The following is a 16,807-nucleotide window of genomic DNA, read 5'->3' on the forward strand; positions in this document are numbered from 1 at the left end:
GAATGCCGAGACGAGCATCATGAGCGTCGAGCGCGGTACATGGAAGTTGGTGATCATCGCGTCCACCACGTGGAAGGTGGAGCCGGGCATGAGGTAGAGGTTGGTCGTAGCGTCCTCGCGCACCGCGATATCGCCGTGGCCGCACACCGCAGCGGAATCGGCAGCTCCCTCAAAGCGAAGCGCCGTGACCGCGGGATCGGCCGCAGGGACATCGGGCTCCCACGAGCTTTCGAGCGAGCGCACCGCCGTGGTGCCCACCGCGATCACGCGATGGCCCGCAGCCTTCGCCGCGCGCGCCGCCTCAACGGTCGACGCGGGCACATGGTAGCGCTCGGTATGCATGACGTGCTCGGTGGGGTCGTCCTCCTCGACGAGACGGAAGGTATCGATACCCACCTCGAGCTCCACGGTCTCGAAGCGCACGCCCTTAGCCTCGATGCGCTCGATGAGCTCGGGCGTGAAGTGCAGGCCCGCCGTGGGCGCGGCGGCGCTGTGCTCCTCCTCCATGGCGTACACGGTCTGGTACTTCTCGGGATCGCCCTCGTAGTCGGTGATATAGGGCGGCAGCGGCACATGGCCGGCCGCATGGATGGCGCCGTCGAGCGTACGAGGAGTGCCGTCGACCTCCTCGCCCACCGGCTCGAAGCGCACCAGGCGACCGCCGCGGCTGTCGTCAACGAACTCCTCGATCGTCGCGCGCAACACCACCGGTGCGCCATCGGGCGCCAGCGCGCCGCCCGCGCGATACTCGATCACCGCGCCCGGTTTTAAACGCTTGCCGGGGTTTACCAGGCACTCCCACACGGCGCCCATGGGATCCACGTCCTCGCGGCGGTTGAGCAGCAGCGTCTCGGCCGTGCCGCCCGTGGGCTTCTTGCCGATAAGGCGCGCCGGCATGACGCGCGTTTTGTTGGCGACCAGCACATCGCCCGGCTCGAGGTAGTCGATGATGTCGCGGAAGATACGGTGCTCGACCGAACCGTCCTCGCGATGCAGCACGAGCAGGCGACACGAATCGCGGGGCTCCGCGGGCGCCTGGGCGATTAGCTCGTCGGGCAGGTTGTAATCGAAATCATCGGTACGCATATGCGCTCCTCGCGTTCAAACGTTCACTTCTCACGGCGCCCTATGATAGCGCGTCCGCCCGCGCACTCCCCGTATGCGCGGCGCATCTTCTCCGAACCGCTATGCCGACGTCTCGTCGCGGCGCGCACGGCGCTCGTCGCGCATGCGTGCGCGGTCGAGCACCGACTCGGCGGCGGAGAAGCGGCAGCCGCAATACTGCTGGCGATACATCCCCAGCTCGCGCGACCGACGCGTCGCCTCGGGATACCAGGGACGAAAGTCGCGTATCACCGGCATGAGGCCATGGGCGCGCGCCAGCTTCTCCAGCACCTCGTTACAGGTGTCGAACAGCTGATACGGGGATACGGCGAGCGTCGTGCCGATGTACTCGAAACCGCCCTCGCGCGCCACGCGGCACGCCTCGGCCAGGCGCAGCGCATAGCACGCGCGGCACCGACGCTCGCGATCGCGGGCGCCCACGGTCGCGACGCCGCGCTCCCAGCGCGCGAGGTCCTCCCGCGCCTCGATGAGGTCGATACCCACCTGGCCGCACCAGTGCCTCAGCTCCTCCAGCCGCCGGCGGCGCTCTGCGGCCGGCTGGATATTCGGATTGGTCCAGCAGATCGTGGGCTCGAAGCCCTCTTCGACCAGCAAGCGCACCGGCTCCAGCGAGCACGGCGCGCAGCACGCATGCAACAGCAGTCTCGTCATCAAGCAGCTCCTTCGCCACCATCGGCATCTTCATCGCGGCCATCTTCCCCGACCCCGTAAAACTGGACGCCCCACTCCGTGTCCTCGCAGTACGCGATCGCGGGGTCCGCCGCGATATGGGCCGCGTACGCCCAATCGCCCACGCAGCCCGAAAGGTGCAGTGCGACCACGACAAGCGTCCATAGCGGCCACGAGACCAGCGCCCCCGCGGCCACCAACGCCAACGTGACCACAAGCGTCGGGGCCAAGACGATAGCCAGGTACTGGCGGCGCGTGTACTCGATGCCATCCGCGCAGGCGAACAGCATCCCGCATCTCCAATTGGCACCGAACGTGATACGGGAGCCCTTGGGAGCGAACAGCTTGAACACCGCGGCGTGCACTGCCTCGTGAGCCACAAGCGATACGAGCACCCCCACCGCCAGGGCGAGCAGCCATCCGAGCTTCGATGGCGCGTGGACGGGTGAGGCCAGCTCGAACGCGGGAGCCGGGGATCCGGGGATCAGCGAGCATACCCACCACACAGCGCAAACCGCGGCTGCAGCCAGCATCACCGCGAACGACGTCCGCGTGATGCGAGCCAGGAAGCCCTCATCCTCAAACGTATGTATGCCGTCGATTTTCTTCATGATGCAAGCATACCCATTCACCCCGCCCGATGTGCGATAATGTGACGTCATGCATACGAAAAGTAACGAAAAAGGAGCCGCACATGGCACACACCTATAGCCGTGAAGATCGTCCCGCCTGGCCGCGCCGCGCCGTGGTCACCGCGGGCATGCCCTATGGCAACAAGGGCCTGCACTTCGGCCACGTGGGCGGCGTCTTCGTCCCGGCGGACTTTTACGCCCGGTTCCTCCGCGACCGCCTGGGCCGCGAGAACGTGGTCTTCGTCTCCGGCACCGACTGCTACGGCTCCCCCATCATGGAGGGCTTCCGCAAGCTCCGCGAGGCCGACGGCTACGCCAAGCACATCTCCGACTACGTACGCGAGAACCACGATAGCCAGGAGACCGACCTCGCCAGCTTCGACGTGTCCTGCGACTTGTACGCCGGCAGCGCGCTCGAGCCCGCCGTGCACATCCACGAGCGCATGACCGCCGAGCTCGTCGAGCGCCTGCACGAGCAGGGCAAGCTCGCAAAGATGTCCACCAAGCAGTTCTACGACCCGAGCGCGGGGCAGTTCCTGAACGGCCGCCAGGTCCTTGGTCGCTGCCCCATCCAGGGCTGCAAGTCCGAGAAGGCCTACGCCGACGAATGCGACCTGGGCCATCAGTTCGAGCCCGAAGAGCTCATCGCCCCCAAGAGCGCCCTCACCGGTGAAACGCCCGAGCTCGTCCCGGTCGACAACCTCTACTTCGACCTACCCTCCTACACCGAGTACATACGGGAGCACACCGAGCGACTAGCCGCCGATCCCACCGTGCGCTCCGTGGTATCCAAGACCATGCAGGAATGGCTCGACGCTCCGCGCCTGTTCATCCAGATCAAGTTCCGCGATGAATTCGAGGCCGTCCGCGGCGAGCTGCCCGCGCACGAGGTCATCGAGGCCGAGGGCAACAAGGGCTCCTTCACGGTGGTCTTCCCCACCTGGCGCGAGCGCGACGAGGCCCACGAGGTCCTCAACCGAGCCGGCGTGCGCTTCCGCTCCGGCAAGGCGCTCGTGCCGTTCCGCATCTCGGGCAACGTCGAGTGGGGCGTGCCCCTGCCCGAGGTCGAGGGCTGCCGCGACCTCACGGCCTGGGTCTGGCCCGAGAGCCTGTGGGCGCCCATCAGCTTCACCCGCGCCGTGCTCGCGCGCGATGCCGCCAAGCTCGAGGCCGCGGGCACGCCGGCATCCGAGCTCGCCCCGACCGCCGTCGCCGACGCCGAGCTCGTGGGCGAGGCCCCTGCCATGATCATGGACGAGCCGGCCTACACGCATGCCAGCCTCGACTGGCGCGACTGGTGGGCGAGCGCGGACGCCCGCGCCTACCAGTTCATCGGCCAGGACAACATCTACTTCTACTGCATCGCGCAGTCCGGCATGTGGGAGGCGCTCGACTGGAACATGCAGCAGTCCTGCGTCGCCGCCAACTACCACATCCTCTACATGGGCAAGAAGGCCAGCTCCAGCTCCCAGACCCCGCCGCCCCTGGCGCACGAGATGCTCGACCACTACACGCCCGAGCAGCTGCGCGCCCACTGGCTGTCGCTCGGCTTGGGCGAGAAGCCCGTCAGCTTCTCCCCGAAGGCCTTCGACCTGCGCGAGACCGGCAAGGACAAGGACGGCAACCCCGTGCTCGCCCGCGACGACAAGCGCGTGATCGACCCCGCCCTCAAGGAGGGCGCGCTGCTCACCGGCGTCTTCAACCGCCTGACCCGTTCCTGCTTCTACGGCGTCGCCCCGAAGGACGGCGACGAGGCGGCGTACCGCACCGGATGCATTCCCGCAGGCGCCCCGAGCGCCGCGGTCATCGATGAGACCGAACAGGCCGTCCTCGCCTTCGAACAGGCCATGCACACCTTCGAGCTGCATCATGCCCTGGGCGTGTGCGACGAGTTCCTGCGCTCCGCGAACAAGCGCTGGAGCGACGCCTCCAAGGCTGCGAAGAACGCCTCCGACGACGCCGCCATGGCGCAGGCGCTCGTCGATGCGTTTCACCAGCTACGCGTCGCCACCGTCCTCATGCACGGTATCGTTCCCGCAGGCTGCGAGAAGATCTGCGAGCACTTCGCCATCGAGCCCGCGACCTTCTTCTCGTGGAATCACATCTTCGAGACGAACGACGAGCTCGTCGCCTCGCTCGGCGAGCATCCGGGCGAGCACGCCATCAAAGCGCTGCCCCCTCGCTTCGACTTCTTCGCGAAGCACCCGAGCCAGTTTTAAGGTCTGATCAGCCGGGCCGTGCGGCCCCGATGGTTCATCCTCATGTTTGAAAGGTTCTCTGATGACGATTTGTATTCGACCGACGGTGCCCGCCGACGTTGATGCGGCCGAACAGGTGCTGAACGACGGCAAAGCCTCGCTTGCCGCCATGGATATCCCCCAATGGCAGGAGGAGTATCCCAACCACATCGACATCGAGGCCGATATGGCCGAGGGCGCGTCCTACGTCGCCGTCGATGAGGATGGAACGATCCTGGGCATCATGGCGCTTTCCTTTAACGGAGAGCACACCTACGACAAGATCGACGGCGCCTGGCTCACCCAGTCCAGCTCCGCCACCCCCTCGTACGCCGTCATCCATCGCTGCGCGATCAGCAAGGCTGCGGCACGCCGCGGCATCATGACCGAGATGTTCGAGGAGGGCGAGCGCATCGCTCGCGATCGCGGGGCCGCGAGCATTCGCATCGACACGCATGAGCGCAACATCCCCGTGCAGGGCCTCGTGGGCAAGCTCGGCTACGAACGCTGCGGCGTCATCACGCTCGGCCACACCGGCCAGTACGATCCGCTGCGCATCGCGTTCGAAAAGGTCCTGGTCTAACGATGGCGCGCTCCCGCATCCAGGCATACCTCGACCTTGCGCCGGCGCTGCGCTGTCCGCTCTGCGGAGCGGCCCTGCACGCCGAGGGCGGCTCCCTCGCCTGCAGCCGCGCACACCGCTTCGATATCTCCGCCAAGGGCTTTTTGACGCTGGTGCCCAACGTCGCCCCGCTCAAGGGCTACGATGCGGCATTTTTCGAAAGCCGCGCACGTATCATGGATGCGGGCTTTTACCATCATGTGCTCGATGCCATCTTGCAGGAGCTTCCTCATCTGGCAGCCGGCTCGACCGTGGTCGACGCCGGCTGCGGTGAAGGCTATTACGCCAAATCGATTCGGCAGCGCACCGGCTGCCGCACCATCGGTATCGATTATTCCAAAGACGCCATCCGCATCGCCGCACGCGGAGGCAACGCCGTCCATTGGCTCGTGGCCGACCTCGCACACATGCCGCTTGCCGCGAACGCCGCCGCCTGCATCATCAATGTCTTCACGCCCGCCAACTACCAGGAGTTCCAGCGTGTCCTCGCACCCGGCGGTACCCTCGTGAAAGTGGTGCCCGGCTCGCGTCACATGCAGGAGCTCCGTGCGCTCACCGGCAAGCCCTCGATTGACCATGCATACTCAAACGAGTCCATCGTCTCGCACCTCGAGCGCCACGCCGAAATCCTAGCGCGCACGCGAGCAGCGCAGACCCTGCCGGTCGACGGCGAGCAAGCCCGCGACCTCGTTCGCATGAGCCCCGTCACCTTCGGATGCAACGCAAACGAACTCGAAATCGGGCGGCTCACGCAGATAACGGTAGATGCCGAAGTGCTAGTAGCGCGATTCGACGACAGCAAGGTCTAGCGCTTGCCGTGGCTGTTTCGCCAGATCTCCCGACCCAGTCCCAACGCCAAAAACAGCGCGCTGGCGTACCCGAAGAACCCAATGACGGGGATGCCGAAGATAACCGGCTCGATCTTAGCGAAGTACACGACCGACGAACCGATGAAGAGGCCGGCGATTACGATGGCCATAGACATGCGGTCGACGATGCCTCCGATATGCCTTAGCACCTCCTCGGACCCCATGACCTGCGTGTTCACCTTAAGCTGGCCGCGCGTGAGCATATGCGCCGCCAGCCCGAGATGCTCAGCCGCCTCAAGCGACCCCCTTGCCGCGCGCAGGCTGCTTCCTTGCAATTCGCGCATCATCTCTTCCAGGCGCGCAAAGGAGCTCTTCTCATGGGCGATATGCGACGAGATGATCTCTATCATGTTGATATCGGGCATGTATTCCGAAAGAAGCCCCTCGAGCGTCACCATGCCCCGCGCGAACATCGTCACCACGCTGGGGAGCTCCACATCGTTCTTGCGAGCAAGGTTGACCAGCGATGTGAGAAACTCTCCGATGTCCAGATCCTTCAAATCGAGCCCGGCGAAATCGGCGACGATGTAGTCGAGGTCGCTGAGGAAGGACGCGTGGTCAAGCGAATCGGAATCGCCGCGCGACACCGCGAAGCGCATCAGTGAATCCTTAAGCTTGGAGACATCGCCCTCGGCCACCGAGTAGATGATGTCCTTCACGATGAGGCGATCGTGGTTCGACATCCTGCCCACCATGCCCAGGTCGATAAAATAGATAACGTTGTCCTTCACGATGATGTTGCCCGCATGGGGATCAGCATGAAAGAAGCCGTCGTCGAGCACCTGCGTCGAATAGTCCTCGACGATGCGCGCACCCAGCTGCTTCAAATCGTAGCCGGCGCGCACCAGCCCCTCCGGATCGGCAATGGAGATACCCTCGATGTAGTCCATAACGACCACGTGCTCGGTACACAGGCCCAGATACGGGCGCGGGCACGCTATGCCCTTCGTATCCTTGTGAAACGTATGGAAGTCCTCAAGGTTTCGCGCCTCCATGAGGAAGTTCGTCTCCTCCCGGAAGGACTGCCACAGCTCCTCGACCACGTCGTGCAGATCCACGAACTGGTCCGTTTTCACGAAACGAGATGCCATGCGCACCAAGGAGCGCATGATATCGATATCCTGCGCCATGATTTGCTGCGCACCGGGGCGCTGGACCTTTACCGCCACCTCCTCACCCGTCTTCAGGCGCGCGCGATGCACCTGGGCGAGCGAGGCGCTGCCCAGCGGCTCTTCATCAACCCATTCGAACACGTCCTCCATCGGACGTCGATATTCCGCTTTCAAGCAGTCGCGCACCGTCCCGAACGGAACGGGGTCGACATCGGTGCGCAGCTTTCGCAGCTCGCCGCAGAAGCGCTGGGGCAAGATCTCCGACCTGTTGGCCAAGATCTGCCCCATCTTCACAAACATGGGGCCGAGCTCCTCGAGCAGGCAGCGTAGGCGAACCGGAGTAATATCGTTCCAGACCTCGTATTTTCGTAGCAACTTGATGATCTGGCCGATACGCCAGCGCCGTCCTGCCGACGTGAGCTGGTACTTCTCGCCAGGAGCTACAACGGCAGGCTCATCTGGAAACTCGTCTACCGCGCGCTCACGATGACGAGAAACACCCGATGCGTCCATCGATGGGGCACCAGGGCGCGGGGAATCTCCAAAACCCCTTGTGTCCCAGCGGCTGTTGTCGTTTTCACTCGCTGCCATGAAATATCTACTCGCCCTTCTCCTCGGTCTCGGCCACATCAGCCCCATCGACCGACTCTACGGGCACGTTAACGGTCTCGCTCTCGACAGCGGTGACCAGGTCGCCCACATGCACGAGAAACGCTGCGCGACTTGGGGAATCGAGCATGCGCAGACGCGCGACGATCAGCTCGTCGAGCACGCGTTCGGCAACCGTCTCGCCCTCGGCGCCAAGGCGTTCGGTGGTTTCGGTGAATACGCCGCCGGCGCGCTCGAACACGTCCGACATCGAACGAGCGAAATCACCCGAAGTCGCATCGGTGCGCACTTCAGCACCCTTCGCATTGAAGTCCTCGAGCATCTCCCGGCTCTTTTCTGCGGCCGTTGCCGCCATCCCGAAGCCGACGTTAATCATGCCGTTGACCAGTTCCTCGAACTTGGTTGCCATCATGGCCTCCCATCCTAGGCGGTTCGCGGAGCCGCCGCTCGCTGTTGTAATAAGCTTCTACCCCGTAGCAGATGCCCCAAACGATTCGATGCCGCCGCTGTTAATTGTCAGACATCGCAAAGGCGTTTTTCATCGCGCAGCTCGTCGTGTAGAGCACCTTCGCCAGCAGGTCCTCGGTCTCCAAGCGTACAGCTGACACCAATTCCGCATTCGCCCGCGCAAGGTATGCCGGCGCCTCGTCAGGACCCAGGTCGCGCGCTACGGCGTCGGTCTTGCGCAAGAAGGCATGGCCCATACCGCCGACCTTTTGCTGATAGCGCTCGATATGCGCGGCGTTATCGCGGAAGCGCGCATCCGCCAGCGCGGCCACGATGCGATTCGTCCAGTAGAAGCTATCGGTCGTGACGCGATCGGTCGTATTCGAAAGATACTCCGGCATTTCGTCGACGTTTGCGTAAAGCGGAACCAACGCGTTGAACGGGTTGGAACCAAACGCCATCCACTGGATCGCACGATATGCGCGATCCGCGTACGGACGCAGCTGAAGGACCGCAAGCTGGCCGTTGCGGTTGATGCCGATAGGCCTATACAGCCCGCGCGACGCGTCATCGCCCTTCCTACCATAGGGGTCGTACGGGGTTCCCTGATAGTGAGCCGAGAGAACATATTTAACGTCTTCGATCGTCACCTTGCGCTCGGGTACGCGGGCCCAGGGAATATCGTCTGATTCGGGACCCCACGTCGCCATAGGACCTTCCCACTCGTCATGGGGATTCAGGCACCGCTGCATATACCAGGCACGCGGCGTGTTGTATACATGATCGCTATCCGAATGCGAACCGAACGCATCGCGAGGATTGAAGATATCCTGTGCGCGATCAAGATCGATCTCGATCATATCAACGCCATCGTCGGCGTCATCGTCGCATGCTCCATCGCACTCATCGTCGATGGCATATTCGAGGTCACCGCTCATGTAGTAGTCGGCGTCGCGCATCGTCAGGTCGAGGTGGTTCTCCTCCATCCATACGCGCAGGTCGTCGCTGGCCATATGCTCCAGCTGCTCGCCCTCGGCATCTGCCAAGTCGAACCAGTCGATACCGAGCTGGTTGGGCATCGTCACGTAGGCATCGTCGGGAACGCGCTTGGCGATCCAATGATGTCCGCCGATCGTCTCCATCCACCAGATCTCGTCGAGATCGGAGAATGCGATACCGTTCATCTCGTACGTACCATAACGCTCGAGAAGCGCTCCCAGGCGCTCCACGCCCTCGCGCGCCGAATGGATATAAGGTAAGACGAGGGTAACGAAATCCTCCTCACCCAAGCCTCCGGGAACCTCGGGGGCATAGCTCGCGTCGCCGGCAACCCCTTGCGGAGGAGTGTATACGACCAAGGGGTCCGCCCCCAGCACGCGATCGTTGCTGGTGATGGTTTCAGTCGCGCTCATGCCCACGTTGCACTCGTTGAAACCTGCAGCGGCCCACACGCCATGACCTGGAAGAGCATCGGGGACCGACGTATAGCGCATGGGCTCCTCGGGAAGCTCGACCGTCAGATGGGATTCCGAACTCACGTACGTCCGCGGCTGATCGTTGGGCATAACAACCTGCATGCGCTTGGGCTCGAACTGCCCGCCCGGAGAGTCCTCGTTGCGGGCAACGATTGTCGACCCATCATAACTCGCCAGCTTGCCTACAAGAATAGTCGTACAGGCCATGGTGCCTCCCTAGTAGTTGTGCGCGCGTGCGCATGCCCATTTTGCACAGTGTAGCGCTCAAGAATTAAGCGCGCTATAGCAGCAGGGCGCCCCAAAGGGCGCCCCGCACGCATTCGTATATGCTTAGCCGATCTTGCGAACATTCATAGCCTGGGTCTCACCGGGCTTCTTGCCCGGTCCGACCTCATACTCCACGCGATCGCCCTCGTCGAGCGACTTGAACCCATCCATCTGGATAGCGCTGAAGTGAACGAACACATCCGAATGCGAGCCCTCCGGAGCATCGTCAGGGGTGATGAAGCCAAACCCCTTTTCACGGAAGAATGATTTCTTAAGAGTACCGGTTGCCATGCTATCCCTTTCTTCCCGCCCTTGCGAGCATCGTCAGCGCGCGAAATAACCGTGCTGCGCGCTGGGTGTAATAGTACCCCTCATCGATGGCCCGTCAGCCCACAAATACGATGTCGCAAAAGAGCGCCCCGCGTGCCAGCCGTATCGGCACGAGGGACGCTCACGGTAACAAAACGGAAACACGAGCTAGAGAGCTCGCCCCAGCTGCAGACGGGCGGCCTGAACGATGTTGCTCATCAACATGGCACGGGTCATAGGACCGACACCGCCGGGAACGGGGGTAATAGCCCCTGCAACGCGTGCAGCGGAATCAAAATCCACATCGCCGCAGAGCTTGCCGTTTTCATCGCGATCCATGCCCACATCGATGACGACGGCACCCGGCTTCAACCAGTCGCCTTGAACCATCTTGGGAATACCGCATGCCACCACCAGCACATCTGCCGTACGGCATACATCTGCGATATCACGTGTACGCGAATGGGCGACCGAAATCGTCGCATCGCGTTCCAGCAGCATAAATGCCATAGGCTTTCCTACAATCGAAGAACGGCCGACAATCACAGCGTTCTTGCCCGAAAGCTCGATACCGTATTCGTCAAGCATCGCCATGATACCCGCGGGCGTACACGGACGAAGACCGGGAAGGCCCCGAACAAGACAGCCGAGGCTTTCGGGATGAAACCCATCGACGTCCTTATCGGGCGAAATGGCCGCAATGACCTTCTCGGCATCCAGATGCGCAGGCAAGGGCATCTGGACGAGAATGCCCGTAACAGCCGGGTCGGCATTCAGGCGCTCAACCAGATTCATAAGGTCATCCTGAGAGATGGCGGAAGGAAGCTTGTAATCTTGCGATGCTATACCGCACTCCTCGCAATCCTTAAGCTTAGAACGAACGTAGGTAGCGGAAGCCTGATCATCGCCAACCAACACGACCGCGAGGTGGGGATGAACGCCGCGTTCAACAAGCTCGGACACATCTATTGCCGCCTGCTCGCGCACGCGAGCAGCCAGTCGCTTTCCGTCAATTATCGTCGTCACGTATAAAACTCCTCAAGGATGAAACAAGCGGATTAGAAAAGACCCGAGATCAGGCCGTTATCGTCGACATCGATATGCTCCGCCGCGGGAACCTTGGGCAATCCGGGCATCGTCAAGACATTACCGGTCAGCGCGACGACGAAGTGGGCGCCAGCACTCACCTTCAGCTCGCGAACCGTGATACGGAAATTCTCGGGAGCGCCCAAGGCGGTCGCCCGGTCGCTGAATGAGTACTGGGTCTTCGCAACGCATACCGGCAGGTTGCCAAAGCCGTTCTCGCGAAGCTCGGCAAGCTGGCGCTTCGCTGCGGGCGAGAAGTCAACGCCGTCAGCATGGTAGACCCTGGTCGCAATTGCCTCGAGCGCATCGGCAACATCGGCTCCGTCAGAATAGCAGTAATTGAACTCATGCGGCTCCTCGACCAAGCGAAGCACTTCGTCGGCAAGGTCGAGCGCGCCCTCGCCGCCCTTGGCCCAAACCTCGGAAAGACGCACGTTGACGCCAAGTTTCTCGCACTCGGAAGCAATCAGGTCGAGCTCGGCCTGGGTATCGCTCGGGAAACGATTGATGGCGACGACGCACGGCAGACCGAAGACATCCTGAATATTCGCAACATGCCTCAACAGGTTGGGCATACCCGCCTTCAGGGCCTCGAGGTTCTCGTTATTCAGCTCAGCCTTCGCAACGCCGCCGTTGTACTTCAACGCGCGCGCGGTGGCGACGACCACGACCGCATCGGGGCGCAGGCCCGTCATGCGACACTTGATATCAAGGAACTTCTCCGCACCGAGGTCGGCGCCAAAACCAGCCTCCGTGATGGTGATATCACCGAAGCGCATCGCCATGCGCGTAGCCATGATGGAGTTGCAGCCGTGGGCGATGTTCGCAAACGGGCCGCCGTGCACGAACGCAGGAGTATGCTCGAGCGTCTGAACCAGATTCGGCTTCAACGCGTCCTTAAGCAGGGCTGCCATGGCGCCCTGCGCATTCAACTGGCTCGCACGGACCGGCTCGCCACTGTACGAATAACCAACGACAATCTCGCCCAAGCGGTTCTTCAAGTCGGTGATGGAGGTAGACAGGCAGAGGATCGCCATCACCTCGGATGCGACCGTAATATCAAAACCATCTTCACGTGGAACACCCTGCGCCTTGCCCCCGATGCCGTCGATGATATGGCGGAGCTGTCGGTCATTCATATCGACCGCGCGCTTCCAGGTAATGCGCTTCACATCGATGCCAAGAGCGTTGCCCTGCTGAATATGATTGTCGATCATAGCGGCGAGCAGATTGTTAGCCGCTCCGATAGCATGAAAGTCGCCCGTGAAATGAAGATTGATATCCTCCATCGGGACCACCTGGGCATAGCCGCCGCCGGCGGCACCGCCCTTCACGCCAAATACCGGGCCGAGCGAGGGTTCACGCAACGCAACGGCGCTCTTCACGCCACGGCGACGCAGGGCATCGGCAAGTCCGATCGTGGTAGTGGTCTTACCCTCTCCAGCGGGAGTCGGATTAATGGCCGTTACCAGTACGAGCTTCGCCTTATGATCCGTCTCCTCGTTCAGCAGGGAATAATCGACCTTCGCCTTATCGAAGCCATACGGAATGAGGTGGGACTCGTCCACGCCGGCCTCTTTTGCAACCTCGAGAATGGGAAGGGGCTTCACGGAATGGGCGATCTCGATGTCTGACAGCATGATGTTCCTTCCTGAAAAGGGGATTACCAACTCGTACAGAATAGCGCGAAACGCTTACGCGTGGGCGGGAGGCTCTAGACGAAGGTGCTCGAATGCGGTAAGCGTGGCAACGCGCCCCTGAGGCGTTCGCACGATCAATCCGCGCTGCAACAAATATGGCTCGTATACATCCTCAAGTGTTGAAGGGTCTTCGCCCACAGCGCTTGCCAACGTACTCAATCCAACCGCCCTACCGCGAAACGTCTTGCACAGCGTTTCCAAGATCCTGATGTCCATCCAATCCAAGCCAAGCTCATCGATTTCGAAAAACGAAAGCGCCTCTCGCGCGATGCTGATTTCAATAGGACCAGGCCCTCGAACTTGAGCGTAGTCTCGCACTCGCTTGAGCAAGCGATTCGCAAGGCGAGGCGTACCTCGAGAGCGCGAGGCAACCTCAAGAGCGGAATCGTGGTCGATCGATACGCCCAATATAGAAGCCGAACGCTCAACGATGGTCGCAAGCTCTTCGATCGAGTAGTAATCAAGCCTGAAGGAAATGCCAAAACGGTCGCGCAATGGACCTGTGAGCATTCCCGACCGCGTGGTGGCGCCAACCAAGGTAAACCTCGGCACATCAAGGCGAATCGAACGAGCAGCCGGACCTTTGCCGATGACGATATCAAGGGCAAAGTCCTCCATCGCAGGATACAGAATCTCCTCCACGGAACGATTCAACCTGTGAATCTCGTCGATAAATAGCACGTCTCCCGGTTGAAGATTCGTAAGTATAGCGGCGAGGTCTCCAGTGCGCTCTATCGCCGGACCAGATGTCGTCTTGATCTGCGCGCCCAACTCATTCGCAACCACAGTGGCCAGCGTCGTCTTTCCCAAACCCGGCGGGCCCGAAAAGATCACATGGTCAAGGCTCTCACCCCTGTTTTGCGCTGCCTGAATAAGGATTTTTAGACTCTGTTTTATATGTTCCTGGCCGCAGTAATCTTCCAACCTCTGTGGTCGAAGCGTTCGCTCCACATCAAGATCGGCCGCTGTCAAATCACCCGTTACAAACCTTCCAGCTTCCGGTGAAGGACCTGTAGGCAGGCCCGAAGCATCATCCCAAAGATCCCTACCCGCATCTGCTTCCCACATCATGCGTCCATTCCTAGTCGCTTCAGAGCAGAGCCCAGCAACACCTCGACCCGCTGTCCGGTGTCATCAAGCCCCTCCAACGCCAACTCTGCCTCTTGTGAGCTAAAGCCCATTGACAATAGCGCCATTCTGGCATCATCCATATTCGTTGAAAGCTTGGGAGCCGCGCTCGCTGCGGCATGCGGCTCGACATCGGGAACCGACCACAGTGAGGCATCTTTTTCAAACACGCTCTTGAGCTCAAGGATCAGGCGTTGCGCGGTCTTTTTTCCAACACCGGATACCGACGACATCCCCTTGTCATCCTCAGCCATAACCATGGTGTACACCTGACTGGGACTAAATTTCGACAGGATCGAAAGCGCGAGCCTCGGTCCGACCCCGCTAACCGCAATAAGCCTGTCAAACATCAATCGCTCTTCGGTATGCGCGAATCCAAAGAGCGTCATCGAGTCCTCCCGCACCTGGAGCCTCGTATGCAAAACGCATTCATGCCCAAGCGTTGGCAGCTGCGCTGCCGTGGTATGCGAGATGCCGACCTCGAATCCAACGCCGCCGACATCGACAAGCGCCGAACTTGGCGTCGCCTCGACCAAAACGCCCCTCAACATCGAAATCATAAACGCGGCCGCTCCTTTCCCTTCATCAATATGCGCCGTTGCTCAATGCGGCAGTACGCCTCAAATGCGCATGGCAGATAGCGCATGCAAGAGCATCTGCAGCGTGGTCCGGCCGTGGATCGTGATCGAGCTGCAGCAAGCGCCTCACCATAAAGATGACTTGATCTTTGTCTGCGGACCCTGTTCCCACGACTGCCTGCTTGATCTGCATAGGGGTATATTCACCGATCTCAACGCCGCACAAAGCGCAGGCAACGAGGGCAGCCCCCCTGGCGTGAGCCGTAGGAATCGCAGAGCGCACGTTCGCTCCAAAGTAAATACCCTCGACAGCTGCTTCAGTAGGGCGATAGCGATCAACCACACGATGCAACTCGTCCGCGATACGGCACAAGCGAGCGGCAAGATCGTTTCCAGCGGACGTTTGAATACAGCCATAGGCTCGGCAACGAACTTGGCCCTTGCGTTCTTCTATGACGCCCCATCCGGTATTGGCCAAACCTGGATCGATACCCAAGACGATCATATCCACCTCCGCTCATACTCGAACATCTGTTCTACTATATCATGAGCCGGCAAGTTGGTCATGCGAATGTTTAGTTCACGGAAAAGAACGGACCGCCCATACGAAATCCCGGAGGAACTGCCTCTTCACTCGAAAGATCAATACCGGGGGCATCATCTTCCAGATATCTTGGAGAGGACTCGTTGCCAAGATCGACAGATTCCCCCTTCGTGGCTTCGTCGGATTCTAGAGAAGAGTCCTGCCCGTCGTCGGGCTTCATCTGGTGCAGTCCTAAAAACTGGCCGATGAGCCCCGCGATTTCCTGACGCGCCCGCTGGCCCGCGTCCTCAAGCCGGCGCTCCTCACGCTCCATCTCATAATCAACAAGCCCCTTGACGGCATCGGGCCGCACCCCCTCAGCCGGCTCAAGCCAATTCATGGACAGAGGCCATGTGCGCGCCGCAAGGGGCGACGAAGAAACGCATGGAAACGCGGGCATTCGACGACACAAGGAAGCTCCGCTTTGCACCAAGAAGCACAGAGCCCGCATAAGCTCGGGGAACATCTGGCCGACGCCCGTCAGAGCGCCCGGCTTCCCCTGGGCAATATGTTCCTTCAGAAATGTGTCAAGGGTGTCGGCATCAAGATTGTGGGCAGAATCCTCCAAAACCGAAAGCAGGTCGCCATGCACCGAGTGAATTCGCCGCAATGAAGTTAGAGCACGATCGACCGCGCTGACAGCAGTCCGATTAATGGCGTCCATCGAAACAGCTTCGACCGGCACGACCTCAGAAACACGATTTCGATACTCGACCAGAGGTGCGAGCTCAGATAAATACAAATCGCCAAACGGAGCGAATGCGAAATGCACCTCAAATTCACGAGCTCCGCCCAACGCGTAATCAGTTTTCGTATATGAGGACAGCACCACGGCATTCAGGCGCGACGCATATGATTCGAGCACTAGGTACCTATACAATGATCCAAGATCGCAATCCGTAAGTTCAAATTCGCGGTAAAGCCCTTGCAGCGAATCGGGAACAGAGTGCTCCACATAGCGAATGTGGAGCGTATCCGCTTCAGCACGAGCATTGGTAAAGGCTGTAGCCTCCTCTTGCATCGCCTTGGCCGTAGCTTGACCGTAGGTCGGAAAGGCAAGGGCAACGACACGCCTAGAACCCAGCGCATCGGCGGCAAGCGCCGCCACCAAAGCACTCGATACCGATCCATCAAGTTCAACGAGAACCGTTCGAGCATCGAAAGACTCAACGAAATCCGTAACACTGCGGCGCAACGCACCCCACAAAAGCTCGGAAGACGAAATGCTCTCCAGAGCATTTGAAGTAGAAGGCTTCTCGCCGGAGATTTTACCGAAATCGCAGACCAAAAGATCCTGCTCGAAAAGTGCGGCAGAAGCAATGATATTCGCCGAATCATCAAGTACAAATGAGCCGCCGA

Annotated in this window: 16 protein-coding genes; 3 read left to right on the plus strand and 13 right to left on the minus strand. The window is 60.9% G+C overall.

What is annotated here, in order from left to right; genetic code table 11:
* The 3 genes from queA to I2E26_RS04930 form a co-directional block, all read right to left on the minus strand.
* The coding region (gene queA / locus I2E26_RS04920) for a tRNA preQ1(34) S-adenosylmethionine ribosyltransferase-isomerase QueA (protein ID WP_195419835.1) at nt 1-1,086 on the minus strand (1,086 nt) is incomplete at its 3' end.
* Nucleotides 1,087-1,185: 99 nt separating this feature from the next.
* The gene (locus I2E26_RS04925; protein WP_147587941.1) at nt 1,186-1,776 is read right to left on the minus strand and encodes an epoxyqueuosine reductase QueH; all 591 of its coding nucleotides are present in this window, start codon (nt 1,774-1,776) and stop codon (nt 1,186-1,188) included.
* Nucleotides 1,776-2,405 (minus strand): DUF3267 domain-containing protein, encoded by a 630-nt coding sequence (locus tag I2E26_RS04930; RefSeq protein ID WP_195419836.1) that lies wholly within the window; start codon nt 2,403-2,405, stop codon nt 1,776-1,778. The genes I2E26_RS04925 and I2E26_RS04930 overlap by 1 nt, the downstream gene beginning before the upstream one ends.
* 83 nt (nt 2,406-2,488) lie before the next feature.
* Here I2E26_RS04930 and I2E26_RS04935 point away from each other — a divergent pair, with 83 nt between their 5' ends.
* The 3 genes from I2E26_RS04935 (at nt 2,489) to I2E26_RS04945 (ending at nt 6,094) form a co-directional block, all read left to right on the plus strand.
* Nucleotides 2,489-4,645 (plus strand): class I tRNA ligase family protein, encoded by a 2,157-nt coding sequence (locus I2E26_RS04935; protein WP_195419837.1) that lies wholly within the window; start codon nt 2,489-2,491, stop codon nt 4,643-4,645.
* Nucleotides 4,646-4,706: 61 nt separating this feature from the next.
* A complete protein-coding gene (locus I2E26_RS04940; RefSeq protein WP_195419838.1) occupies nt 4,707-5,246 on the plus strand; it encodes a GNAT family N-acetyltransferase in 540 nt (179 codons plus the stop codon).
* Between the two features lie 2 nt (nt 5,247-5,248).
* Nucleotides 5,249-6,094 carry a methyltransferase domain-containing protein gene (locus tag I2E26_RS04945; RefSeq protein WP_195419839.1) on the plus strand — a complete coding sequence of 282 codons (846 nt, stop codon included), beginning with the start codon at nt 5,249-5,251 and terminating at the stop codon, nt 6,092-6,094.
* On the opposite strand, the gene I2E26_RS04950 is transcribed toward I2E26_RS04945, so the two are convergent.
* The 10 genes from I2E26_RS04950 to I2E26_RS04995 all read right to left on the minus strand — a co-directional run.
* Entirely contained in the window at nt 6,091-7,779 is a 1,689-nt protein-coding gene (locus I2E26_RS04950) for an AarF/ABC1/UbiB kinase family protein (RefSeq protein WP_229056422.1), read from the minus strand. The two genes, I2E26_RS04945 and I2E26_RS04950, sit on opposite strands and share 4 nt — an antisense overlap.
* 85 nt (nt 7,780-7,864) lie before the next feature.
* Entirely contained in the window at nt 7,865-8,287 is a 423-nt protein-coding gene (locus I2E26_RS04955) for a hypothetical protein (RefSeq protein WP_229056423.1), read from the minus strand.
* Nucleotides 8,288-8,384: 97 nt separating this feature from the next.
* Nucleotides 8,385-10,004: a C69 family dipeptidase gene (locus I2E26_RS04960; RefSeq protein ID WP_195419841.1), complete on the minus strand. Its 1,620-nt coding sequence runs from the start codon at nt 10,002-10,004 to the stop codon at nt 8,385-8,387.
* 123 nt (nt 10,005-10,127) lie between these two features.
* On the minus strand, nt 10,128-10,355 hold the full coding sequence (locus I2E26_RS04965) for a cold-shock protein (protein ID WP_147587934.1): 228 nt from the start codon (nt 10,353-10,355) through the stop codon (nt 10,128-10,130).
* 186 nt (nt 10,356-10,541) lie between these two features.
* Nucleotides 10,542-11,399, minus strand: coding sequence for a bifunctional methylenetetrahydrofolate dehydrogenase/methenyltetrahydrofolate cyclohydrolase FolD (gene folD, locus I2E26_RS04970; protein ID WP_195419842.1), 858 nt, complete (start codon nt 11,397-11,399; stop codon nt 10,542-10,544).
* Between the two features lie 32 nt (nt 11,400-11,431).
* Nucleotides 11,432-13,099 carry a formate--tetrahydrofolate ligase gene (locus I2E26_RS04975; RefSeq protein WP_195419843.1) on the minus strand — a complete coding sequence of 556 codons (1,668 nt, stop codon included), beginning with the start codon at nt 13,097-13,099 and terminating at the stop codon, nt 11,432-11,434.
* A gap of 54 nt (nt 13,100-13,153) precedes the next feature.
* Nucleotides 13,154-14,227 (minus strand): Holliday junction branch migration DNA helicase RuvB, encoded by a 1,074-nt coding sequence (gene ruvB, locus I2E26_RS04980; RefSeq protein WP_195419846.1) that lies wholly within the window; start codon nt 14,225-14,227, stop codon nt 13,154-13,156.
* A complete protein-coding gene (ruvA, locus tag I2E26_RS04985) occupies nt 14,227-14,847 on the minus strand; it encodes a Holliday junction branch migration protein RuvA (RefSeq protein ID WP_147587931.1) in 621 nt (206 codons plus the stop codon). Before ruvA ends, ruvB begins: the two co-directional genes overlap by 1 nt.
* Nucleotides 14,848-14,872: 25 nt before the next feature.
* Complete coding sequence (gene ruvC / locus I2E26_RS04990; RefSeq protein ID WP_147587930.1) at nt 14,873-15,370, minus strand: crossover junction endodeoxyribonuclease RuvC; 498 nt, start codon at nt 15,368-15,370, stop codon at nt 14,873-14,875.
* 70 nt (nt 15,371-15,440) lie between these two features.
* Nucleotides 15,441-16,807: hypothetical protein (locus tag I2E26_RS04995; RefSeq protein ID WP_195419844.1), on the minus strand; the 1,367-nt coding region annotated here is incomplete at its 5' end.

The sequence above is a fragment of the Collinsella sp. D33t1_170424_A12 genome, assembly GCF_015554865.1.
GTDB lineage: Bacteria > Actinomycetota > Coriobacteriia > Coriobacteriales > Coriobacteriaceae > Collinsella.